The organism is Streptomyces sp. ID05-26A (assembly GCF_033794685.1).
Lineage (GTDB): Bacteria > Actinomycetota > Actinomycetes > Mycobacteriales > Pseudonocardiaceae > Lentzea.
Genome location: NZ_JARAYZ010000005.1, coordinates 354,704 through 377,553, shown reverse-complemented (window position 1 = coordinate 377,553; position 22,850 = coordinate 354,704). Strand labels below are relative to the sequence as shown.

15 protein-coding genes are annotated in these 22,850 nt (G+C 68.9%); 8 read left to right on the top strand and 7 right to left on the bottom strand.

What is annotated here, in order from left to right; translation table 11 throughout:
• Window positions 1-48 precede the first annotated feature (48 nt).
• Both PV646_RS36435 and PV646_RS36430 read left to right on the top strand, forming a co-directional pair.
• The gene (locus PV646_RS36435; protein WP_500346855.1) at window positions 49-765 is read left to right on the top strand and encodes an anti-sigma factor; all 717 of its coding nucleotides are present in this window, start codon (window positions 49-51) and stop codon (window positions 763-765) included.
• Between the two features lie 42 nt (window positions 766-807).
• Complete coding sequence (locus PV646_RS36430) at window positions 808-1,197, top strand: NAD-binding protein (protein ID WP_500346854.1); 390 nt, start codon at window positions 808-810, stop codon at window positions 1,195-1,197.
• 63 nt (window positions 1,198-1,260) lie between these two features.
• Here the strand turns inward: PV646_RS36430 and PV646_RS36425 are convergent, their stop codons facing one another.
• Window positions 1,261-1,911 carry a fasciclin domain-containing protein gene (locus tag PV646_RS36425; RefSeq protein ID WP_500346853.1) on the bottom strand — a complete coding sequence of 217 codons (651 nt, stop codon included), beginning with the start codon at window positions 1,909-1,911 and terminating at the stop codon, window positions 1,261-1,263.
• Between the two features lie 209 nt (window positions 1,912-2,120).
• Between PV646_RS36425 and PV646_RS36420 the strand changes: the two genes are divergently transcribed.
• Entirely contained in the window at window positions 2,121-2,573 is a 453-nt protein-coding gene (locus PV646_RS36420) for a peroxiredoxin (protein ID WP_500346852.1), read from the top strand.
• 40 nt (window positions 2,574-2,613) lie between these two features.
• On the opposite strand, the gene PV646_RS36415 is transcribed toward PV646_RS36420, so the two are convergent.
• The gene (locus PV646_RS36415) at window positions 2,614-4,113 is read right to left on the bottom strand and encodes a molybdopterin-dependent oxidoreductase (protein WP_500346851.1); all 1,500 of its coding nucleotides are present in this window, start codon (window positions 4,111-4,113) and stop codon (window positions 2,614-2,616) included.
• A 163-nt stretch (window positions 4,114-4,276) separates the two neighbouring features.
• Between PV646_RS36415 and PV646_RS36410 the strand changes: the two genes are divergently transcribed.
• A complete protein-coding gene (locus PV646_RS36410; protein ID WP_500346850.1) occupies window positions 4,277-5,155 on the top strand; it encodes an ATP-binding cassette domain-containing protein in 879 nt (292 codons plus the stop codon).
• Window positions 5,152-5,952, top strand: coding sequence for a hypothetical protein (locus tag PV646_RS36405; RefSeq protein WP_500346849.1), 801 nt, complete (start codon window positions 5,152-5,154; stop codon window positions 5,950-5,952). Before PV646_RS36410 ends, PV646_RS36405 begins: the two co-directional genes overlap by 4 nt.
• On the opposite strand, the gene PV646_RS36400 is transcribed toward PV646_RS36405, so the two are convergent.
• The gene (locus PV646_RS36400) at window positions 5,949-6,590 is read right to left on the bottom strand and encodes a hypothetical protein (protein ID WP_500346848.1); all 642 of its coding nucleotides are present in this window, start codon (window positions 6,588-6,590) and stop codon (window positions 5,949-5,951) included. The two genes, PV646_RS36405 and PV646_RS36400, sit on opposite strands and share 4 nt — an antisense overlap.
• A 114-nt stretch (window positions 6,591-6,704) precedes the next feature.
• Between PV646_RS36400 and PV646_RS36395 the strand changes: the two genes are divergently transcribed.
• A complete protein-coding gene (locus PV646_RS36395) occupies window positions 6,705-7,442 on the top strand; it encodes a class I SAM-dependent methyltransferase (RefSeq protein ID WP_500346847.1) in 738 nt (245 codons plus the stop codon).
• On the opposite strand, the gene PV646_RS36390 is transcribed toward PV646_RS36395, so the two are convergent.
• A complete protein-coding gene (locus PV646_RS36390) occupies window positions 7,439-8,008 on the bottom strand; it encodes a TIGR03086 family metal-binding protein (protein ID WP_500346846.1) in 570 nt (189 codons plus the stop codon). The two genes, PV646_RS36395 and PV646_RS36390, sit on opposite strands and share 4 nt — an antisense overlap.
• 55 nt (window positions 8,009-8,063) lie before the next feature.
• Here PV646_RS36390 and PV646_RS36385 point away from each other — a divergent pair, with 55 nt between their 5' ends.
• Together PV646_RS36385 and PV646_RS36380 are read left to right on the top strand one after the other, a co-directional pair.
• Entirely contained in the window at window positions 8,064-8,495 is a 432-nt protein-coding gene (locus PV646_RS36385) for a MarR family winged helix-turn-helix transcriptional regulator (RefSeq protein ID WP_500346845.1), read from the top strand.
• Between the two features lie 12 nt (window positions 8,496-8,507).
• The gene (locus PV646_RS36380) at window positions 8,508-9,698 is read left to right on the top strand and encodes an amidohydrolase (protein ID WP_500346844.1); all 1,191 of its coding nucleotides are present in this window, start codon (window positions 8,508-8,510) and stop codon (window positions 9,696-9,698) included.
• A 70-nt stretch (window positions 9,699-9,768) separates the two neighbouring features.
• Here PV646_RS36380 and PV646_RS36375 read toward each other — a convergent pair whose 3' ends face one another.
• The 3 genes from PV646_RS36375 to PV646_RS36365 are packed head-to-tail and all read right to left on the bottom strand — an operon-like array spanning window position 9,769 to window position 22,643.
• On the bottom strand, window positions 9,769-12,519 hold the full coding sequence (locus PV646_RS36375; protein ID WP_500346843.1) for a tachylectin-related carbohydrate-binding protein: 2,751 nt from the start codon (window positions 12,517-12,519) through the stop codon (window positions 9,769-9,771).
• A gap of 34 nt (window positions 12,520-12,553) precedes the next feature.
• On the bottom strand, window positions 12,554-12,982 hold the full coding sequence (locus PV646_RS36370; protein ID WP_500346842.1) for a hypothetical protein: 429 nt from the start codon (window positions 12,980-12,982) through the stop codon (window positions 12,554-12,556).
• 1 nt (window position 12,983) lies between these two features.
• Entirely contained in the window at window positions 12,984-22,643 is a 9,660-nt protein-coding gene (locus tag PV646_RS36365; RefSeq protein ID WP_500346841.1) for a polymorphic toxin-type HINT domain-containing protein, read from the bottom strand.
• Window positions 22,644-22,850: the final 207 nt, after the last annotated feature.

The window sequence follows — 22,850 nt, the reverse complement described above, 5'->3', positions numbered from 1 at the left end:
AATCCGTTCATCGGACGGCTTCGAAGTCACCACGTGAAACCGGGACCGATGCGTGCGATCAACCCGCACCTGCTGACCGGTGCACACGCACTCGGCGCGCTGCCCGACGCCGAGCGGGACGCGTTCGAGACGCATCTGGACAGGTGCCGCCACTGCGCGGACGAGCTGATCGGCCTGCGGGAGACCGCGGCCCGGCTCGGTGCCGCCGTCGACCGCGTGTTCCCGCTCGCGTTGCGGCCACGGGTCCTGGACGCGGCCCGGCAGGTGCGGCAGGCGCCGCCGACCTCGGAGATCACGACGGATCTCTCACGACGCCAGGGCTTCCGGCGTGCGGCGGCTCTCGTCGCGGCCGCCTGCGTGATCGCCGCGGCGGTGGCCGGCGCGCACAGCGCGCTGACGACGTCGACGATCACTCCTGTGACCGCCTCCCCGCGCACCCTGATCGGTGATCTGCTGGCGGCGCCGGACCTGCGGCTCGTCACGGGAGAGGATCCGGCGGGCAGCGCGGCGATGTCCCCCGGCCGCGACGAGATGCTGCTCCTGGCAGGCGGGCTGCGGACGTTGCCGCGCGACCAGGTCTACCAGCTGTGGCTGGTGGACGAGCACGGCCCGCGACCAGCGGGAACAGTGCGTCCAGCGAACGAGGTGACGTCGTTGCTCGTGCACGGGATCGAGGGCGTCGGCGAAGCGATCCTCACCGTCGAGCCTGCCGGTGGATCACCGGGCCCGACGAGTGCTCCGGTCCTCACCGTCGTTCTTCGCTGAACCGGACGCAATCCGGTTCGCGCCGCGCGTCGAATCCAGAGCGTGACCGATCACATTCTCGTCGTCGGATATGGCGATGCCGGGCGCTGCGCCGTGAACTCGGTGCTGGCCACGCAGCCGGACGCGCGACTGACCGTGCTCGACACCGACTACCTCGCTGTCGCCGAGGCGACGGCCAACGGCGCCGCCGCGGTCGTCGGCGACGGGCGGGACAGATGCGCACTCGACGAAGCCGCCGTCGACGCCGCCGATCGGGTCATCGTCGCGGTCCCGGACGACCTCAACGCGTTCCTGATCACGAGAGCGGTGCGCCCGCTCAACCCCGACACGGTGATCGTGGTCATCATCCGCGAAGCCGAGAACCACGCGATCTTCGAGAACGACGGGACCATGACCATCCACTTGCGACAATCAGACGACCGGCAGACGTGAAAACTCCGGGAACCGCCTGCACAGCGCGGTTCCCGGAGTCGCGGTACTGCTGCCCTGGAGATGTCAGGCGGGCATCAGGACCGAGTCGATGAGGTAGACGGTCGCGTTCGCGGTCTTCACGCCACCGCAAATCACGTTGGCGTCGTTGACCTTGATCGCGTTGCCCGAGCCGGTGACCTTGACGGTGCCGGTCTGGACGGTCTTCTGGTCACCGGCGATCTTGTCGGGCGTGATCTGGCCGGGGACGACGTGGTAGGTCAGGATCTTGGTCAGCAGCGCGTCGTCGGTCTTGAGCGTCTCGATCGTCGCGGCGTCGATCTTGGCGAACGCGGAGTCGACCGGCGCGAAGACGGTGAACTCGGCGCCGTTGAGCGTCGAGACCAGGTTGACCTTCGGGTTCAGCTTGCCCGACACGGCACTGACCAGCGTCGTGAGCAGCGGGTTGTTGCTCGCGGCAACGGCGACCGGGTCAGCGGCCATGCCGCTGACGGAACCGGCACCGGACGGGACCTGCTTGGCGTAGTCGGCACAACCGGGGCCGACGAGGTTCGCGGCCGGGTCCGCCATCGCGGCGGAAGAGGTCGCGGTCGAGGTCGGGGCGGCGCTCGACGAGGTGCCGGTGCTGGCCATGTCGCCCGAACCGCACGCCGCGCCGAACAGGGCGAGCGAGGCGGCGCCGAGGGCCAGGACGGTGTTGCGGACGGTCTTGTTCATGACGAGACATCTCCAAGGAGTGTTCGGGGAAGTTGCTACTCGTGATTCGCCGCCCCCGAGGAGTCGGATGGGTGCGGTTATCGACCTGTTACCAAAGAATCCACACATCGCACGTGACCAGCGGAAACGCTCCACAGTCGGTCGACCGTCCACAGTGGACGATCGGGGGAACGCGCAATCCGTGCCGCTCACAGACTCGAACACCTGTCATGGAACAAGGAGACACCGCCCCCGACTTCACCCTGCCCGACGACAACGGCGAAGCCCGCACGCTGTCCGGCTTCCTGGCCTCCGGCCCGGTCGTGCTGTTCTTCTACCCGGCCGCGATGACGGGCGGCTGCACCGCCGAGAGCTGCCACTTCCGCGATCTGGCAGCGGAGTTCGAGGAGGTGGGCGCGCACCGGGTCGGGATCAGTCCCGACGGTGTGAGCAAGCAACGCACGTTCTCGGCCACCCACGGCTTCGACTACCCACTGCTGTCCGATGTGGACGGTGTGGTCGCGAAGCAGTTCGGCGTCTGGCGGCGCTTCAGCCCACTGCACGCGAAGCGGCACACCTTCGTCATCGACACGAACCGCGAGGTCCTCGCCGTGGTCAAGAGCGAGCTGAAGTTCACCGTCCACGCCGACGAGGCCCTCGAGGTCCTGCGAGCGCGCGTCTAGACAGCGATACCGGCCCCGCGTCGCCGCGGGGCCGGATCGATCAGCCGGCGACCGAGGTGAAGACCATCGAGTGCCAGCCGGTGGCGCCGTCCGGGATGGGGGCGGCGCGCTCGTTGGTCTGCGTGTACCCCTTGCGGTCGGTGGCACGGCACTCCACGGTGTGGTTGCCCTCCTTGAGGTCCAGCTCGATGCGCCACATGCGCCAGGTGTCGACGTTGACCTCGGTGCTCAGCGTCGTCTCCTGCCACGGCCCGCCGTCGACGCGGACCTCGACGCGGTCGATGCCGGTGTGCTGGGCCCACGCGATGCCCGCCGCGACGAACTTCCCCGCCGGCACCCGTTCGAACGACTTCGGCCGGTCCACCCTGGACATCACCTTGACCGGGGCCTTCTTGCCCCAGCCGCGCTGCGCCCAGTACGGGTCGAACGTGTCGAAGGTCGTGAGTTCCGCGTCCACCAGCCACTTCGTCGCGGAGACGTAGCCGTACAGGCCGGGAACGACCATGCGGACCGGGAAACCTCGCTCCAACGGCAACGGCTCACCGTTCATCCCGATGGCCAGCATGGCGTTCGAGCCGGGAGCCATGATCGACTCGACCGGCGTGCCGCACGTCCAGCCGTCCACGCTCCTGGTCGCGAGCTGGTCGGCGCCGGGACGCACACCCGCGTCCCGCAACAGGTCCGGCAGCGAGACGCCGATGAAGTTCGACGTGGAGATGTACGGGCCGCCGACCTCGTTCGACACGCACACCAGCGTGATGGTCTTCTCCACCAACGGACGCCTCAGCAGGTCGTCGTAGGTCAGCACCATCTCGTTGTCCACCATGCCGTGCACCCGCAGGCGCCAGTCCTCCGCGCGCAGGCGAGGGATGGAGAGGGCGGTGTCGACCCGGTAGAACTTCTCGTTCGGCGTGATGAACGACGGCGTGCCCTCGCGGGCGAAGTCGGCGTCGAACGGGATCTCCGGTGCCTTCTCCCTGGGCCGCAACGTGATGCCACGCCGCGAGGCCTCGACGTCCACGCGGCCGGCGAGGAACTGACCGCCCACGGCCGCGACTCCGGCGCCGACCGCGATCGCCGCGGTCGACAGCAGGAACTTCCGCCGCCCCGGCACCTCGGCGGGCGCCTGGGACCACAGCCAGCGGAACGCCAGGACGCCGACCACGAGACTGACCAACGGGGCGATCACGGCCCACCCCGTCGTGGTGGGCCTGGCCAGCACCGCGGCCACCCCGAGCAGGCCGAGCGCGCCGGCGAGCGCTGTGCCGGGCCACGGGCTGCGGCGCGACAGCAGACCCGCCACCACCCCGAGCACCGCGAGCACGACCGCCATGCCGCCGAGCAGCACCAGCTTGTCGTTCTCGCCGAACGTGCGGATGGCGAAGTCCTTGACCGGATGGGGCGTCAGGTCGATCGCGGTGTTGCCGACCGCGAGGAACGGCGACGCCAGCGGACTCACGAGGCCCGCGACGAGGTGTCCCGCCGCCAGCGCCGCAGCGACCGACACCAGGCCGATGAGGACGGATCGTGTTGCCTTCACACGTGGTGTTCGAAACGAACCGCGCACCAGATTGGCACCAGACCCGTTCGGGGCTTTCCGAGCCCCGAACGGGGCAGTGCTCCAGATCACAACGGTTCACCCCAAGCGTCGTAACTGGCCGAATCAGCCCGCGACGGAGAGTGACTGGCGCTACGGTGGCCCGATGCTCACGGCGTGGGGGCTGACCAAGGCCTACGAGGGTCGGACGGTCGTTGATCAGGTGGGCTTCGAGCTCCAACCGGGCACCGTGACGGCCTTCCTCGGGCCCAACGGGGCCGGCAAGTCGACGACCCTACGGATGATCACCGGACTCACCAGACCCGACCGGGGTCAGGCGACGGTGGCGGGCCGCCCGTTCACCGCGTGGCCGAACCCGGCTCACGTGGCCGGGGTGCTGCTCGACGCCGCCGCAGTCCACCCGGGACGCAGTGGGCGCGGGCACCTGCGCATGGCCGCCACGCTGGCCGGGGTGCCCAGCCGCAGGGCGGACGAGGTGCTCGAGATGCTGGGCCTCGCCGACGCGGCCACCCGCAAGATCGGCAAGTACAGCCTCGGCATGCGCCAGCGCCTGGGCATCGCCCACGCCCTGCTCACCAACCCGCCGCTGCTCGTGCTCGACGAACCCATCAACGGGCTCGACCCCGAGGGCATTCGCGCGGTGCGCACCCTGTTGCGGGGCCACGCCTCCCGGGGCGGCACCGTGCTGCTGTCCAGCCACGTGCTGTCCGAAGTGGACCAGACCGCCGACCGCGTACTGGTGATCGGCAACGGCCGCATCGTCGCCGACGGCCCGCTGGCGAGCCTGACCACGTCGTCACGTTCGCTGGTGCGCGCCAAGGACATGAACCGCCTCGCCGCCGCGCTGCAGCAGGGCGGCGTCGCGATCCAGCCGGCGCCGGACGGGTACATCGCCGCCCACGCGCCGGTCGAACGGGTCTCGGACGTCACGTTCGCCGCGGGCATCCCGTTGCTGGGCTTGCGCGAGGAGCAGATGAGCCTCGAGGACCTGTTCTTCCGTCTCACGAGTGGAGGCAGGGCATGATCCCCGGCCACGTCGCCCCGCCGATGACCGCACCGCCCGCGGCCGGTGGTCCCTGGGCGGCACGGGCCGCCGAGCGCTCCCCGTTCTGGCGGCTGGTCGCGGTCGAGCTGCGCAAGCTCGTCGGCACCCGCTCGGACAAGCTCGTGCTGGCCTTCGCCCCGGTCTTCCTGGTCGGCCTGATGGTGCTGTTCACGCTCCCGCAGACGAACCTCGCGAGCGCGGGCAAGCAGATCGGGCCGCTGCTGATCGTGGTCCAGCTCGGCCTGCTGCTCGTGTTCGCGACTGTGATCAAGCTGGTCGCGGGTGAGTGGCAGTACAAGAGCGTGCAGCCGACGTTGCTGGTGCAGCCCTCCCGCATGCGCTACTTCCTGGCTCAGGGCACGGTGCTCGCGACGGTGTGGCTCGGGTGCTCGCTGTTCACGTTCGTGCTGTTCCCGTTGCTCATCAAGACCGCGGCGAACGGGAACAACCACAACTACCTGCTCGGCCTGCGCCTGGGCTGGGTGCTCGGCGTGACCATGCTGGCCACGGCCCTCGTGCTGCTCACCGCGTTGATCGTCTCGCTGCTGGTCGCGAACACGGGCGGCGCGTTGACGGTGTTCTTCATCGTGGTGCCGATCCTGATGCTCGCCAGGCTGGCCCTGCCGGAGGTCTTCGGCCTGATCTACCCGCTTGAGGCCGCCTGGCACCTGGCGGGCCTCGGCACGGGGTGGGCGCAGACGATCTGCTCGCTGATCCTCTGGCTGTCGCTGCTCGCCTTCTCGCTCTTCCGGCTGCAGCGGCGCGACGCCGGTTAGCGGGCCCGGCTGCCGCCGCTCTCGTCGATCAGCGGCAGCACCTTCTCCGCCACCTCGCGCGCCGGAGGGCAGAACTCGCGCATGGCCCGGTCGATCGGCTGGTCGACGTCCTGGGCCTGCAACGCGATGCTCTCCTCGAAGTCCATCGACGCCTGCACCTCGAACGGCAGCTCGGACCCGGTGTCGACGGTGACCGTGCAGCTCTCGTTCACCTCGCCGCTGATCACCGTGGTCGCGTAGTAGCGGTCGAGCAGGACGGAGCGCTGGAAGTAGTGCCCGGCGCCCCGGTCGCCGTTCCACACGTCCACGAAGTGCCGCGCGTTCGACTTCCTCCCGGCGCCGGGGCCCAGCAGCGAGATCGTCAGCCGGCCCCACTCGAAGTCGGTGAAGCAGCTGCCACCGTTGCCCGAGATCGGCTTCTTGGGGGAGCCGATCAGCTTCTGCAGGTTCGGCGGCAACGTCTCGCAGGTGTTGTCGAAGACCGGCGGCCGGGCCAGGTTGAAGTCGAGGTTGTCGTAGGCGATCGCCTGCGGGTCGAGGACCGGCCCCGGTGAGCTCAGCGGCGGTTCCGGCGGCGAGGTGCAGGCCGTGAGTGCCAGGATGGCGGCCAGGACGGCGGTGGAGCGGATCGTGCCCATGCGGCCAAGTTCAGCACATCCGCGATCTTCTGATGGTGGTTTGCGCGGTTCGTCCGCCCGCACGACCGGGTGACATCGGTACCGTCGGGGACAGCCGGACGACTGGGGGCGGGCGTGACCGAGCTTTACGACGAGATCGGCACCGGGTACTCGCTGGGGCGGCGGACCGATCCGCGCTGGATGGCGGAGATCCTCGCCGCTCTCGGCACGGCGCGATCCATCGCCGACGTGGGCGCGGGCACCGGTTCGTACGAACCGCCCGGGCGGACGGTGCTCGCGCTCGAACCGTCCGGCGAGATGATCCGGCAGCGACCGCCCGGCGCGAGTCCCGCCGTGCGTGCCGTCGCCGAAGCCTTGCCGTTGCGCGACAACGCCGTCGACGCCGCGCTGGCCGTGCTCACCGTCCACCACTGGACGGACTGGCGGGCGGGGCTCGCTGAACTCCGCCGGATCGCGCCTCGCCGGGTCGTCCTGGCCTACGACACGCGGCGGCACAGCGAGTTCTGGTTCGTCCGCGAGTACGTGCCCGAGATCGCGGAGCTGGAACGCACCCGGCCGTCCGCGGACGACATCGCGGACGAGCTCGGCGCGGACAGCGTCACCGCCCTGCCGCTGCCGTGGGACTTCACCGACGGCGTGTTCCCGGCCTACTGGCGGCGCCCGGCCGCCTACCTCGACCCCGGTGTCCGCCGCGCGTGCTCCGCCCTCGCCCAGACCGCTCCGGACGCCGTCGAACGGGGTGTCTGCAGGCTGCGTGAGGACCTGCGCACCGGCCGGTGGCACGACACCCACCGGGACCTGCTCGAACTCGACGAGTGGGACGCCGGGTTCCGTCTCATCGTGTCGGGCTAGGCCCAGTCGGGCGACCGTCCCAGCGTCGCCAGGATCCGGCGCAACGGGTCCGGGTCGTGCTCCTCCACCGCGGGCTTGAACGGCGCACCGGGCTTCAGCCTGCCGTCGCCGTCCGGGACCGCCAGCGCGATCCGCAACGCGGGTTCGGCGATCTCGCCGGCCAGGTGGTAGCCGAGTCCGAGGGAGCGCGCGACGTCCCAGCCGTGCACCACGTAGTCGATCAGGTGGAACCCGATGGCCTGGACCGCGGGGAAGCTCGCACCGAACTCCGGCAGCTCGAACTTCCGTTGCGGCACCTCGGGTTCCGCGAACGCGGCCAGGACGTCCTCCGCCGCCTCGGCGTAGTCGCCCGGGCCGGTCTCCCAGGCCGCGAGATCTCCTCCCCTGCCCCGTGCCGCGGCGGCGAAGCCGTGGTGCTGGGCGGTCATGTGGGCGAGCAGGTCGGCGAGGGTCCACTCGGCACACGGAGTGCGTCTGTCCAGGTCGTCGCGGGACACCTGGGACACGATCTCGACGCTGGTCAGCACCACTTCGCGGTGGTGAGCCAGCAGGTCATTAATAAGCACGTGCTTACGATAAGCAGCTGCACATGATTGCCGCAAGGTCGGTATCATCCTGGTCGTGGATGGCCGGCGACGTGACCTCGCGGCGATGATCGCGCCGTTGCAACGAGCGCTGGTCGCCGCCGAGCAGCCGGTGCTGCGCGCCCACGGCCTGAGCATGTGGGGCTACGTCGTGCTCGACGCGCTCGAAGGCCAGCCGGTGCGCACCCAGGCCGCGCTCGCGGAGTTCATCGGCGCGGACAAGAGCCGCATCATCGGCGTGCTGGACGAACTGGAGAACGACGGACTGCTGGAGCGCACCCGCGATCCGGCGGACCGGCGCGCGCGGCTCGTCACCATCACCTCGGCGGGCCGCCGCCGCCACAGCGAGGTCCAGACCGAGATCCAGCGCGGTGAGGAACGCCTGCTCGCCCGGCTGGCCCCGGCCGACCGCGAGGCGTTGCTGCGCTCGCTGACCCTGCTCGCCGACGAGTTGCCGAAGCCCGGCTGAGGGAGACACACCGTGCCCGACCTGCACGCGCTCTACCGCGATCTGCACCAGCACCCCGAGCTGTCGCTGCAGGAGTTCCGCACTGCCGGTGTGCTCGCGGACGCGTTGCGCCCGTTGGGATACGAGGTCACGCCCGAGGTCGGCGGCACGGGCGTGGTGGGTGTGCTGCGCAACGGCGACGGACCGGTCGTGATGCTGCGTGCGGACATCGACGCGTTGCCCGTGGAGGAGACGACGGGGCTGCCTTACGCGTCCACGGCCCGTGCGACCAATTCGGACGGCGAGGACGTGCCGGTGTCGCACGCGTGCGGGCACGACATGCACGCCACGTGCCTGATCGGCGCGGCGGCACGTTTGTCGGAGACGCGTGAGGAGTGGTCCGGCACGCTGCTCGTGGTGTTCCAGCCGGCCGAGGAACTGGGCCTCGGCGCCCGGAACATGGTCGCCGACGGGTTGTTCGAGCGGTTCGGCAAGCCGGAAGTCGTGCTGGCGCAACACGTCAGCCCGTTGCCCGCCGGGATGATCGCGTACGGCAGCGGCCCGCTGATGGCGGCCTCCGACTCGGTCCGCGTCACGTTGTTCGGGCGAGGCGGCCACGGCTCGGCGCCGGAGATCGCGGTGGACCCGGTGCTGATGGCCGCGCACACCGTCGTGCGGCTGCAAGGCATCGTCTCGCGCGAGATCGCACCGTCGGAACGTGCTGTCGTCACGGTCGGACGGTTGCAGGCGGGCACCAAGGAGAACGTCATCCCGGAGACGGCCGAGATCGGCGTCAACATCCGGACGTTCAGCGACCACATCCGCGGCATCGTCCGTGCCGCGGTCGAACGGATCGTGCGCGCCGAGGCCACCGCGTCCGGGGCGCCGCGCGAGCCCGAGTTCGACTGGTACGACGGCACTCCGGTGCTCGTGTCCGATCCGGATGCGACCACGAGGACGATGGCCGCGTTCGCCGAGCACTTCGGCACGGGCAACCTGATCCCCGGCGCGGTCGTGAACGCCAGCGAGGACGTCGGCGTGTTCGGCACGTCCGCGGGCGTGCCGACCGTGTTCTGGTTCCTGGGCGGCACCGACTTCAGCACCCGCGAGCCCGGCAGGCCCGTGGCGATGAACCACTCCCCCGAGTTCGCGCCGGACGTGGAGCCGACGCTGTCCACCGGGGTCGACGCGCTGGTGGTGGCGGCGCGGGCGTGGCTCGGGTAGGCCCTGTACTACGGCAGACGGCCCGTGACCGGAGTTCCGGTCACGGGCCGTCCTGGCCATCACCTCGGCGTCAGTTGACCTTCGTCACCTGGAAGGCAGGCGCCTTCGTCTCCGCCTCGGCCGACGCGGTGCGCGCCGCCGGCTGCTGGTTCTGGTTCGACACGTCGCGGTAGAGGTAGAGCGTGCCTCCCTTGCTGCGGAAGGTGAACGCCCACGTGCCGTCCTTCAGCGCGAGGACCGACGCGTCCGTGCCGGAGAACTCCTGCCCGGTGATCTTCCACTCCCGGTACTCCTCGCCGCCGGGCGTGATCGGGCTGGTCTCGTACATCGGGCCGGCCGCCGAGCGCACGACGACGGCGAGGTTGCCCGCGGGCGTCCACAGCGCGGCGGGCGAGCCGGCCATGGTCACGGCGCCGGGCAGGGTCTGCCAGTCGCTGAAGCCCTCACCCCACAGGTGGATGCGGTTGTCGGCACGACGGGCGAAGACCCGCATGGCGCCGTCCGGCGGGATGACCAGCGCGGGCGTGCCCTCGATCTTGCCGCCGAAGCTGATCCACGCGCTGAGCTTGCCGTCGATCAGCGTCGCCGTGCGCAGCGAGCCCGTGGTGTCGGTGGTGACGATGCGGAACCCGTTGCCCTGCACCGCGACCGCCGGCGTGCGGGTGCTGTTGCCGCCGCCTCCGGCGATCTCGTTCCAGCCGTCGAGGTCGCCCTCGGTGGCGCCGTCCTGGTCACGCCACCACAGGCGGCCCTGCGCGTCCACGGCGAACGAGTACAGCTTGTCGCCGGGGCCCTTCAGCAGCGCGACGTTGCTGGCCATGAACCCGCCCATGCCGTACGGGTCCGACATCAGGCCGTTCGGGATGTTGTTGCGGGCGCCGCGGAACTCGCTGTCGAAGTTCTGGCCGACGAGCTGCAGCCTGCCGTCCGCGAAGAACGCCGCGGCCGGCTTGTTGACGAAGCCGGAAGGCGACGTGAACGGCCTGAACTGCACGCTGTTGAGGTCGTTGATGTTGTGCTGACGACCGTGGTAGAGCACCTTCGAGGCGGTGTAGAAGTGCTCCAGCGCGCCGTCTGCGTTCTGCAACAGCAACGGCGTCTTGTCGTTCTCCACCACCGCGGGCCGCTGCGGCGTGATCGAGCGGGTCAGCACGCACGCGTTGCTCTGCGCGGTGACGTCCCAGTCCTTGTTCCAGCCCCAGCCGTTGTAGCGGCGGCCGGACAGCACCTGGCCGTTCTCGTCGAGGCGCGTCCAGGTGATCTCGCCGAACTGGTCGACGTGCTCACCCTTCTCCGCCGTGGTGCTGTAGAGGATGTCCGCACCCGGCGAGAACACGCGGCTGTACCGGTTCCAGCCACCGCTCACCACGGAGTTCTGCTGCACCCACCGCTGCGACGGCACGTCGTACTGGAAGCGGTAGAGCGTGCCTCCGTTGGCGTTCTTGTCGCGCGCGTAGATCACGCCGTCACCGGCGGCGGTGATCAGGTCGAACTTCAGCCAGCCGGTGTCGATGACCCGCACGTCCCACTGCTCGCCCGACACGTGCCGCTTCCAGCGCAGCTTGCCGTCGTCCTGCACGGTGAAGAAGTCGCCGCGGCTGTCGATGGTGATGCGGTTGCGGTACTCTGCTTGGTCCCAATTGGACCAGCCGGACGCGATCTTCTTGTGGATGGAGTCGCCGTCGAGCTTCTTCCACTCGCTGCCGGTCCACTCCATGCGGAAGACGTCGCCGTTGGTCCGCACGTTGTAGAAGATGTTGTCCTTGCTGGAAAGCAGCCTGCCGGCGAACGACGGCGCGACGTCGTGGTCGGTGCCCCAGTTCGTCGTGCCGTTGGCCGGATCGTTGTAGTAGTACTTCCGCGGCACGTCACCGATCTTCGCCATGAACGGCACGGTGCTCGCACAGGTGATGGTGGCCGCGTTCGAGGGCACCCACTTGCACGCGTCGGTCTGCGCGGTCACGTCCCAGTCGCGCGACCAGCCCCAGCCGTTGTAGGTGCGGTCGGCGAGCGAACCGGCACCCTGCTGATCCATGCGGTACCAGAAGAGCTCACCCGGATACCCGTGCGGCCCGTTGTCCTGAGTGCGCCCGAAAATGACGTCCCCACCGGGAGAGAACAGGCCGGAGTGCATGTTCCAGCCGCTGCCCGCGTTCCCGTCGCGCTGCAACCACTTCCGGTTGACCTTGTCCCACTGGAACCGCAGCAACGAACCACCGGCGACATTGGGGTCACGCGCGTAGAGCACACCGTCACCGGCGGCCACGATCAGGTTGAAGCGTCCCCACCCGGCCTCGACGACCTCGCCCTCAAGGCGCTTGGTGGTGGCGTCGTACACAAAGCGACGCAACTGGTTGTCGGACTCTACCGTCCACAGGTCACCGGCGCTGTCGAAGGTGATGCGGTTGCGGTACCCGTCGAGGTCCCACCCGAACCAGCCCTCCGAAACCTTGATCGCGGTCGACTTGTCGAAGTTCTCCATGCGGTAGAACTCGCCGTTCGGCCGCATGTTGTAGGCGACCCGCCCGGCCGAGGCGAACACCCGGCCCGGGAACCCACCACCGAGTTCGGTCGTCTCACTCCAGGCCGCGCTGCCGGCGACGCTGTCGTTGTGCCGGTACACGCGCACGAACTCGGTGCCCATCTTGGCCAGGACCGGCACCTCGGGCAGGCAGCTCAGGGCGTTGGCCGGCGGAGTGCTGGCCTGGGCCGTGGTCGCGGTCAGGGCGGTGACCGCCACCGCGAGGGTTGCGGTGGTGGTGGCGGTGAGCAGTGCGGCGATCGCGCGGCCTGCTCTTCCGGACGAGCGCGATCTGCGCACTTCGGTTCCTCTCATTTGTTCATTCCCCCCAGGTTCAACGTGCAGATTCGAAGAACTGCCGGACTTCTCGCACCGGTACGTCCCACTGCGATATCTCGTAGCCGCTCTCGTCGAAGGTCCGATGCGGCAGCATCGACAGCCAGGGCGCATGCTCGTCGAACGGCGTGTCGAGATCGCCGAGGAACAACATGCGGTTCTGAAGATGAACGACATCTCCCTCGCGGTACATCGGCCAGGTCGTGACGAAACCGGTGCTCACCGGTTCGCTCATCGACGTGATGAGGCACGAGATCCCCGACTGACCACCTTCGAGAACCGCGAAGGACTCACGCCAACTGCTCCGGTAGTCGTCAGGACTCCAGTGCTCGAACGACATCGGGAACGTCTCGCTGAACTCCGCGATCGTGATCCGGCCGGTTCCTTCGACCGCGTTGCCGAGATCGATCACTTCGATTGAGAACATTTCACTTCCCCACCCGTACGGACAGGTCGTAGTTGTAGGTGCCGATCCGCTCACCTCGCCGGTTGAACAACTTCCATCCGACCGTCTTGTGCTCAGTGTGGTCACGCGAGATGTAGAGGTCGTCCTTCGCGTGGTGGTAAACATCTTGGCGGTGCGAGTTGCCCCCGCCGGTTTCATCCCTGAACTGGCCCGAGTTCATACGCCTGGTGAAACCAAGCTGCTGCGCCATCTCCTTGTGAGTGACGTAGTGAGACACGTTCTTATCGCTGCGTGCCGCAACGCTGTCCGGGTGGTACGGGTCTCCCTTGAGCGCGGGCGACGACGTGTACCCGGGACGAAGCTCCTCCTCGCAGTTGTGGACGAGGAAGTCCTGACCGGCAGCCGACACGTAGAACGTGTGGATCCCGTCGACCGTCAGGTTGTAGACCGGGCGTTCCTCGGTCCACGCCCGCGTAGCGATGACGGCGACGATCGCCCCGTCATCGGTCCGCAGCGAGTCGCCTGCCTGTACCTCGCTCGCGAGGAGCCACGTCTTCCTGCTGTCGACGTAGAACGGGTGCCCGTCGGTCGCGACCACCGCCGACGACGCAGCCGATCCGCGCACGGACAGCGCGACGAGGTTCTTCTCACCGTCACCGACGATGACGTCGGTGACCGGCTTGGCCTCGGTGACTCCGGTCGTCGGATCCGTTGCCAGCACGAGATCTCCGACAGCGACGTCCTCGATGGGCCGGCGACTGCCGTCCGCCATCAACACCATCGTGCCCGCGATGAAACTGTTGCAGTCGTCGATCTTCTGCCTGAGCGACCTCTTGGCACCGCCCTCGGCGGCCCCCTCCGCGATCTCCTTCGCAACGCCCTTGCCGACGGCCCGCCCGGCCCCGGCGCTGCCACCCGACACGATGGCCAGCACGACGTCCGGCAGCGTCTTGCCCAGCCCCTTGGCCGGGCTCTCCGCCCACGTGTCCCAGTTCACGATCGACTTCAGGCTGTCGATCGGGCTGCTCAGCATCCCCATGCCACCCTCGACCTGGTCCATGAAGTACCCGATCGGATCGAACATGGTGCGGATGGCGCCGTTGATCAGGAGATCGCTGGCCTCGTCCAGGAACTCGCCGACGCCCTTGTAGTAGTCGACGGCGTACTGCAGCTGCGGGACCGCCACCAGGGCCGCGTTCCAGGCCGCGTCGATCTGCTGCTGCGCCTCGTCGAAGCTCAGGTCGGTGACGGCACTGACGATCGCCGCGGGTGCCGACTTGATGCCCGAGATGATCAGGCGCTTGGTGTCCATGACCGGCTCGATGATGTAGCGGCGGGTCATGTCGCTCATCGGCTCGACGATGTTGTCGTGGACGAAGTTCCACGCGCTCGTCACCGAGTTGATGATCGGGGCGAGTTTGTTGGAGGCCCAGTTCTTCGCGTCGTTGAAGCCTGCCGCGATCTTGTTCCAGCCTGCCGAGGCCATGCTGGTGATCTTGTTCCAGCCCGCCTTGAGGGCTGGGCTGACCTTGTTCCAGGTGTCCTTCGCCCAGTTCTTCACCGTGTTGGCGAACTGGGTGGCGTAGTTGACGGCCTGGTTGAAGGTCTGCTTCACCCAGCCGACGCCGGCGCTCACCGTCGAGCTGACCCAGTTGCCGACCGACTTCGCGGTGTTGACCACCGGCTGCACCACGTTGCGGTTCGCCCAGCTGCCTGCTGACGAGGCGGCTCGGCCCACGGCGGAGGCTGCCTTGTCGAGCCAGTCCGGCCAGTGGCCGTCCGGGTCGGTGGCCGAGAGCGGAGAGCCGCCCGCGTAGGTGTAACCGTTGTACAGCACCGAGTCGCCGCCGCTGGCACGGACCGAGTCACGGGAGGCGAAACCGCCCGTGGACGGGTCGTACCAGCGCGCGCCCATGTCCACCTGGCCGCTGTCCGGGTCGGTCCAGGCGCCCTGGTAGCCGACCGAACGCTTGCTGCCGGTGACGCCGAGCACCTTGCCGAACGGGTCGAACGCGGCCGAGTCCGCGAGACCCGCGGTGCCGTTGGCCGGGTCGATGCCGCCGATGACGTCGCCGTGCAGGTCGGAGATCGTGATGCGCTTGGCGCCGTTCTCCTGCAACGACATCAGCTCGCCGGACGGGCCGCGGCTGTAGGACGCGCTGCCGTCGCTCGCCAGCACGTCACCGCCGCCGCTGTACGCGAACTTCTTGGTGTTGCGCGACACCAGGCGGTCGAGACCGTCGTACGCGAACTGCGTGCTGTCCTGCGAGACCTTGCGGTCGAACGCGTCGAAGCCGAACTTCTCCTCGAAACCGGAGGAGGTGCGCGACTTCATCGTGCCGCGGGCGGTCCACTTGTAGGTGTAGTCGCCGTCGGACAGCAGGCGGTTGCGCTCGTCGTAGGTGGCGACCTTGTCACCGGCGCGCGTGCGGTTGCCGGAGGCGTCCCACTCGTACGCGACGGTCTTGCTGCCGCTGGTCCACGACGTCATCCGGCCGGTGTAGTCGTAGCCGTACTTGTTCACCGACGAACCGGCCGTGCCGGTCGTCGTCTTGGCCGTCATGTTGCCGACCAGGTCGAACTCGTAGCCGATCGACGTGACCTCGACGCCGGCCGTGGTCTTCAGGCTGTCCTTCACCGGACGGCCCAGGTCGTCGAAGGTCAGGGCACGCGTGTGCCCGGAGCTGTAGCTGACCTTGTCGACGGTGCCCGAGTCGTCGTACCCGAGCAGCTGCACGCCGTTCGTCACACCGTCCTGGACGGACATGAGACGACCGCGGTTGTAGGTGTAGTTCGAGGTGCCGGCGGCGTCGGTCCGCTGCACGACCCGGCCGTTCTCGTCGTAGGAGAACGACGAGTCGCCGGACGGGCCGGTCGCGGACAGCAGGGCGTTGCGGTCGTTGTACTCGAACGTGTTCACACTGCCGGGAGCGCTGACCGTCTTGATGCGACCCGCGAGGTCATAGGTCTGCTCGCGGTCCGCCGTCGCGGACTCCGCGCCCGCGCCGGTCTCCTTCTCCAACCGGTTCAGGGCGTCGTAGGTCCGTTGCCGTACAACGTTTCCGGGCGCCTTCGCCGTGACGGCGTTGCCCGCTGCGTCGTACGCGACGGTCCACGTGCGATCCGACGCCGCCGTGTGTGCCGCCGTCGAAGGCTCCACAACGGACTCGGGCAGCCCCAGCGAGTTGAACGTGTAGAACGTCGCGTGCTGACGGCCGTCGGTGTAGCGCGTGCGGTTGCCCGTCGCGTCATAACCGAACGACGTCGTGATCGACGACGAGTCGGTCACGGGCTCGACCTGCGTCTGCGGCCGGTTCATCGCGTCGTAGGTCATGGCGGTCGTGCGGCCGTACGGGTCGGTCGCCTCCGTCTGGTTGCCCGCGGCGTCGTAGGTGAACTGGCTCGCCCGCACCATCTGATTGCGCGGGTTGAGGTCCATGAGCGCGGTCAGCCGGCCCGACTCGTCGAACCTCTTCGACGAGGTGCGGCCGAGACCGTCGCGCACCGTGATCTGGCGCCCGACCTGGTCGTAGCCGTAGTCGACCTTCACGCCCGCGGCGTCGACCGTGCGGATCAGCTGGCCCGCCGTGTCGTACTGGTTCGTGACCTTGTCACCCGACGGCGCGGTCGCGGTGACCACGCGGCCCAGCTCGTCGTGCGTGAAGGTCGACGAGAACGCCTCCGGGCGCGGGTAGCGCTCGAGCTGCGTCGAGGTCTTCACCCGGCCGAACTCGTCGTAGGTCGACTGGACCCGGCCGCCCAGCGGCGTGGTGGCGGAGAGCTCCTCGCCGTTGCGGGTGTAGGTGTAGCGCCAGACCGCGTTGTCCGGGGTCGTGCGCTCGACGAGCCTGCCGAACTGGTCGTACCGCATCCGGATGGTGTGGTCGCGGGCGTTCTTCGACGCCACGACGTTGTCCAACTCGTCGTACTCGGTGGTGAGGACCGGCGTGATCGGGCTGGACGAACCCGGTGGCGTGTACGACGGCAGCTGCGTGCGCACCGAACGACCGCCGTCGTCGAACGACGTGGTGGTCAGCCGGCCGTTCGCGTCGCGCACCTGGGTGGGCTCGTCGAACGTGTTGTAGGCCTTGTTCGTCGTCGGACGAGCGCGCACGGTCTCCGCGCCCAGGGCCTCGACGGAGACCTCGGGCGAGGTCGCGGTGACCTCACGGCCCATCTCGTCGTAGGCGTACTCGGTGGTGAAGCCCTCACCGCGCGGGTCGGTGACCGAGCGCAGGAGGTTGCGCTCGTCGTAGACCCGTCGTGTGGTCAGGAACTGGCCGTCGACCCATGCCTTCTGCTCGGTCTGGCGACCGGCGGTGTCGAAGGTGTAGTCGACCCTCGTGGAGGCGGCCGACGCCTGGAACGGCACGTTCGACGGCAGGCCGCCGCGCACCTCGCGGACGAGGTCACCGGCCTGGTTGTAGGTGTAGTCCATGCGGCGCTGGACCTTCGCCGGGTCGGCCGTCGAGCTCTTCACGCGGCCGGTGGCGTCGTACTCCATGACCGTGGTCATCAGCCCGTTGCCGCTGAGCTGCTTCACCACGTTGCCCGCGGCGTCGTAGAAGTTCTCCTGCAGGACGATGTCCTGCTCTTCGCCGATCGCGGTCGTCTTCCACAGCCGGTCGTCGCGGTAGTACGAGAACAGCTGCGTGCGGTTCATCGCGTCCGTGCGCTGCGCGAGGCGGCCCGCGTGGTCGTAGGTGTTCTCCTCCAACGTGAGCACCCCGCCTCCCGGCGTGCCCTCGTCACCCGTCCAGTTGGTCACGCGCACCGCGGAGACCTGGTTCCGGGCGGTGTAGGAGATCTCCGAGCGGGTGCCCGCCGGGTCGACCTTCCACGTCACGTTGCCGTAGACGTCGTAGCCCTGCGTGGTCTCGCGGCCCAGCGAGTCGGTCGCCTTGGCGACGCGGCCCCGGTCGTCGAAAGCGAAGGACGTCTTGCGCGGCCGATCACCACCGGTCGCGTCGGACACCTCGATCGAGGTCTTCAGGCCGTCGGCGTCGTAGCTCGTCTTCGACACGGAGGTGTGCGTGACACCGGTGATCGCGTTGCGCACGCCGGGACTGCGCACCTCGACCTGACGGGACAGCTCGTCGTAGGCGTAGGTGGTGACGAGGCCGTCGGGGAAGTCCGCCGTCAGCTGCGTCTGCTTCGTCTTGCGCCCCAGCACGTCGTACTCGTAGACGTTGGTCAGCCCGCTCGGCTGCACGACCTCGGCCATGTCGCCGTTGCGGTAGTACGTGTAGCGGGTGACGCCTCCACGCGAGTCCGTCGTCGTCGCGAGCAGACCGCCGGGGGCGTTGCCGCCGCCGTACGCCCAGTCGGAGTCGGTCGTGTACGTGTGCTTGACGGTGCCGCCGTCCGGCATCGTCCGCTGCGACTCCTCGCCCGTGACCAGGTAGTCGATCTTCTTGACGTACGTGTTGTCGGCGGGGCCGGACGACCGCGCGTCCCTCGACTCGATCGGCTTGTCGTTGCGCGGGTCGAGCGAGTTGCCGGCGTTGAGGAAGTACGTGGTGTGGGTGGTCTGGCAGTCACCGTCGGTGCGGCACGACTTCGACGACGTCATGTTGCCGCGCTCGTCGTAGTCGTACTCGACCTTGTTGCCGACCTCGTTGACCACCGAGTTCTGGAAGCCGCGCTCGTCGTAGCCGAACGTGCGGACGCCCTGGCCCTCGATCCGCCCGGTCTCCCACTTCGGCGGGGACGTGATCGGGCCACCGCACCACTGCGGTTCGCCCGACGGGGGCGAAGGCTGTGTGGTGCAGGGTGCGGGTGTGGTCGGAGCCGGCGTCGGGACAGCGGTGTCCTTCTCCCGCGCGTGCAGACCGAGAGGCGAGGCGTACCAGACGATGCGGGACCGCTGGGAGTCGTACCCGTAGTCGTGCGGGCGGTTGCCGGGGTCGGTCGCCGAGACGCTGACGAGCGGGTTCTTCTCGTCGCCGCTGGCCGACGGGGCGCCGAGACGCCACGTGCCGCCGTTGGCGTCGACGAACTCCTTCACCCGGTCGCGCGTGGTGTCGTAGGTGATCGACGCGGCGGTGCGGCCGGACGGCAGCGCCACCTTCGTCAGCTGGTCGGCCGCCGAACGAGCGGCCCAGTGCGCACGCACGGCGGGCAGGCCCAAGGGGTGCAGGTAGACCGCGGCCTCGGCCATCTCGCCGTTGTAGAACCAGCGCGGCGACGGTCCCCACGCCGGCCACGTGCCCGCCGCGTACCCGGCGCCGAGCTGGGTGTGCGGCACGTCCTGCGGCGCGATGGTGCCGGCCAGGCTGCCGACCTTGGCACCGTCGAGGTAGAGCGACTGCGAGCCGATCTCGCCGGAGAGCACGACGTGGTGCCACTGGCCGTCGTTGACGGGTCCCGCCGTCGTGATCGGAGCGACGGAGCCGTGCCAGAACTGGCCGCGCAGCTTGCCGTCCGTGCCCACGTAGAGCGCGGGCACGGCGCCGTCGGAGTCCTCGCCGATCGGCTTGCGCTGGTGGGCGAAGAGCGGACCGGACGCGGTGGTGCGGAACCACAGCTCCACGGCCATGTTGAGGCTCTTGACCGCGGTGTCCTTGGGCAGGGTCACGACCGACGACGTGCCGTTGAACGTGGTGGCGCCGGTGCCCGACCCGGTGAGCGGGCCCTGGGCGGCACGGCCGACGTTCACGGCCTTGCCGTTGTCCTTGCCGATGTGACGGGCGATCTGGCTGGCCGCGACGTCGCCGGCGGCCTCGTTGAGGCGCCAGTACGAGTCGGGCTTGGAGTCGACGACGCTGGAGCGGTAGTGCGAACCCTGGCCGTAGTCGTAGCCGGTGCACCTGTCCTGCGGGTCGCAGACCTTCGTCAGCTTGTCGCCGGAGTAGGTGTAGTTCCAGGTGAGGCGCTTGCCGCCGATCTCGTCGGTGGTGACGGACGAGATGTGCGCGCCGTTCCAGGCGAACGTCAGCGTGCGGCCGCTCGTCGCGCTCCTCGCGGTCTTGACCTTGCCGCCCTCGTAGGCGAGCAGCACCTCGCGGCGCTGGTTGTCGACGATGCGCGCGAGCTTGCCGTCGGTGCCGAACGCGTACGCGCTACCGGCCTTGTCCTGCAGGCTCCAGCCGCCGGTGGCGAGGTCCTTGCGGAACGCGGCGGTGCGGCCCGCGGGCGGGGAGAAGCTGCCGTCGGCGTTGAGGCCGAACCGGGCCTGCTGGCCGTCGGTGTAGGTGACGACGACGTTGCCGCTGCCGTCGTCGTCCGGCACGGCACGCATGTCGTACATCGACGACCAGCCGGTGCCGAACGCCAGCTCGTTGCGCGGGTCGAGGCTGTTGTAGGTGCGCACGACGCCGAGCGCGGGCCCGGCCGTCGCGACCGTGACGTCGACGGCGCTGCTGAAGTAGTTGCCGGTCTGCGGGTCGAAGTCCGGCGTCGCACCGCTGTACGGCGCGGTCGCGAGGTGAGAGGTGATCTCCGGCTGCGGAACGACGGTCTGCAGCGCGGCCTGGTCGCTCGGCGTGCTGTGGATCGTGCCGTTGAAGGCCGTGACGCGCCAGAAGTACGTCTCACTCCACCGCAGCTTGTCCTTCGGCACCGTCCAGCTCTGGCTCGGCTGGTACCCGGAGTCGAAGCAGCCGGTGTCCTTGTTGTCCTTGTCCTTGCGGCAGACCTGGAAGTTGTAGGTGAGCGACGCGCCCGGCGGCGGCGCGATGTCGACCGCCCTCGCCCACAGCGTCGGCGACAGCACCGGTGACGGGTAGCCGTTCGGCGGCGTCATGTCGACGATCTTCGGCGGCTGTTCGTAGACCTCCAGCACGAGCCGCAGCGCCGGCATCATGTCGTCGACGAGGAACTTGACTCCTCTGTGGACGATCGTGAAGTCGATGATGTACTCGCCGGGGTTGAGCTTCTGGATCTCCGGCTCCAGGGCGACGCTGCCGCCGCGGGGGACGTCCTCCGGCAGGTTCGCCGCCGTCTCGACCTCGGAGACGCGCGACCCGTCCTTCTTGTTGAAGATGCGGTAACCCAGGCCGTAGCCGGTCTTCGTCCACGTGGCGGAGCCCAGGTTCTTCGCGGTGAGCTTGACCTTGCCGGCCGTCGTGCGGGTGATCGGCGGCTCGGGACGCGACCGCGTGAACTCGTAGCTCACGTTGTACGGCGAGTGCGTGATGTAGAGCGCGGGAGCGGCGCCCTGCGTGCCCTGGCGGCCGGAAGCGAACTTCTTCCACGCGTACACGTCGTTGGTCGGTGCGCGCAGGGTGAGGCCGTAGTTGGGCTTCTCGTGGTCGACCCACTTCTGCACCACGCCACGACCGGCGTCACCGAGGTTGATGATCTGCCAGTCGGCATCGCACCCAGCACGGCCGAGCGCGAACCACGACTCGGCGAGCGCGGGGCCGAAGGAGGCGCCGGGGTAGCCCTTCGTCGCCCGCGGCCAGTTCTCGGTGACCTCGTGCACGGTGACCGGACGCGGTTTGCACGAGTAGGAGTGGATGTTCGCGACGGCCAGGTGCGCGTTGAAGATCTTGTGGTTGCGCATCGAGTTCTCGATGCCGGGGAACTTCAGGTACACCGCCGAGGTGGTGCCCTCGACCGAACCGGCCTTGAGTTCGCCACCGGTGGTGTCGTCGAAGCCGTCCTGCGCGTTCATCGCGACGGACGGGTTGACCGGCTCGACGGTCGGGTCGACGAGGACCGGGTACTGCCGCGCCTTGTCGTCGAGCCAGGCGTGGTCGAGCTCGACCTTCAACGCGACACCGTTGCCGTGCTTGACGATCTCGTACCGCACGCCCTCGGACCGGGGTGCCTCACCGGAGTCGGGGTTCACCTTGGAGTCGACCATGAAGCCGCGCGGGAAGCGGACGCGTTCGGCGTTCTTCTCGTCGAAGAGCGCGACCCTGCCGTCGACGACCTCGGCACGCAGGTTCTCGAGCTGCAGCGGGAAGAGCCACGAGCGGGGCGCGGACGGCGACCGCAGGACGATCGTCTCCTTCAACGCGCCGGGCCGGACGTCGAAGCGCAGGTCCGCCTCGGGACGGACACCGCTGTAGGTGAGGGTGCCTCCGGTCGCCTCGGCCTTGACCGGGGCGCTGTCCGCGATGCCGTAGCCGAGCTTGTGGCTGTCGTCGAAGGCGAGCCGGACCGTGCCGGTGGCGGAGGCGGTGCCCGCGAACCTCATGTCGGTGGCGTCGGCCGCGTTGCGCCAGCCGGAGCCGTCGCGCACGAGCGCGGTGTCGATCGGCGCCATCGTGCCGTCGGCCTTGCGGTAGTTCAGCGCCTCGCGGCTGATCTCGGTGGTGACCGTGCCGTCGGTGTTCAGGTAGGAGCGCTCGTTCTCCTTGCGCTCGCCGGGAAGCTCACGGCTGGTCTTCGGGTCGAACCCGGCGGCCTGGGGGCCGTGCACGGATGCCGTGACTCCGTTTCCGGCGGCGTTGTCGCTGCCGAAGTCCAGCGGAGGGAACTTCAGCTGCTCGGACTCGGCCTTGCGGTTCTGCGCGCTGGTCGAGACGTTCGCGAGCAGCGCCTTGGCTTTGGCGAGCGACTCGGGTGATCTGTCCCAGTGCTGGTCGGGCGCCAGCTCCATCGCCTCGATGAGCTCTTCGTAGTCGTCGAAGAGAGGCGGCATGAGCTGTGAGGCGGCCGGGCCGAGCCAGCCCACGAGCATCAGGACGACGAGCAGCAGAACGCGTTTGCGCAGCACAGAGCCACGTGGCACTGGAATTCCCCCCAGGAATACCGGCACGCGGAGCTTCGTCGCCGCGTACGCGGTCAACAGAGTGCGGCATTCATGCGGACTTCACAACCGGAACTACGCCTGAGGGTTGCTGTGCGTTACGTCACATGCGTCCTGCGTAACGAACGCAGGCTCTGAACCGCTACGTCTCGCATGTTTCCGCGCCGAACGGGACGAGCCGAGCCGCGG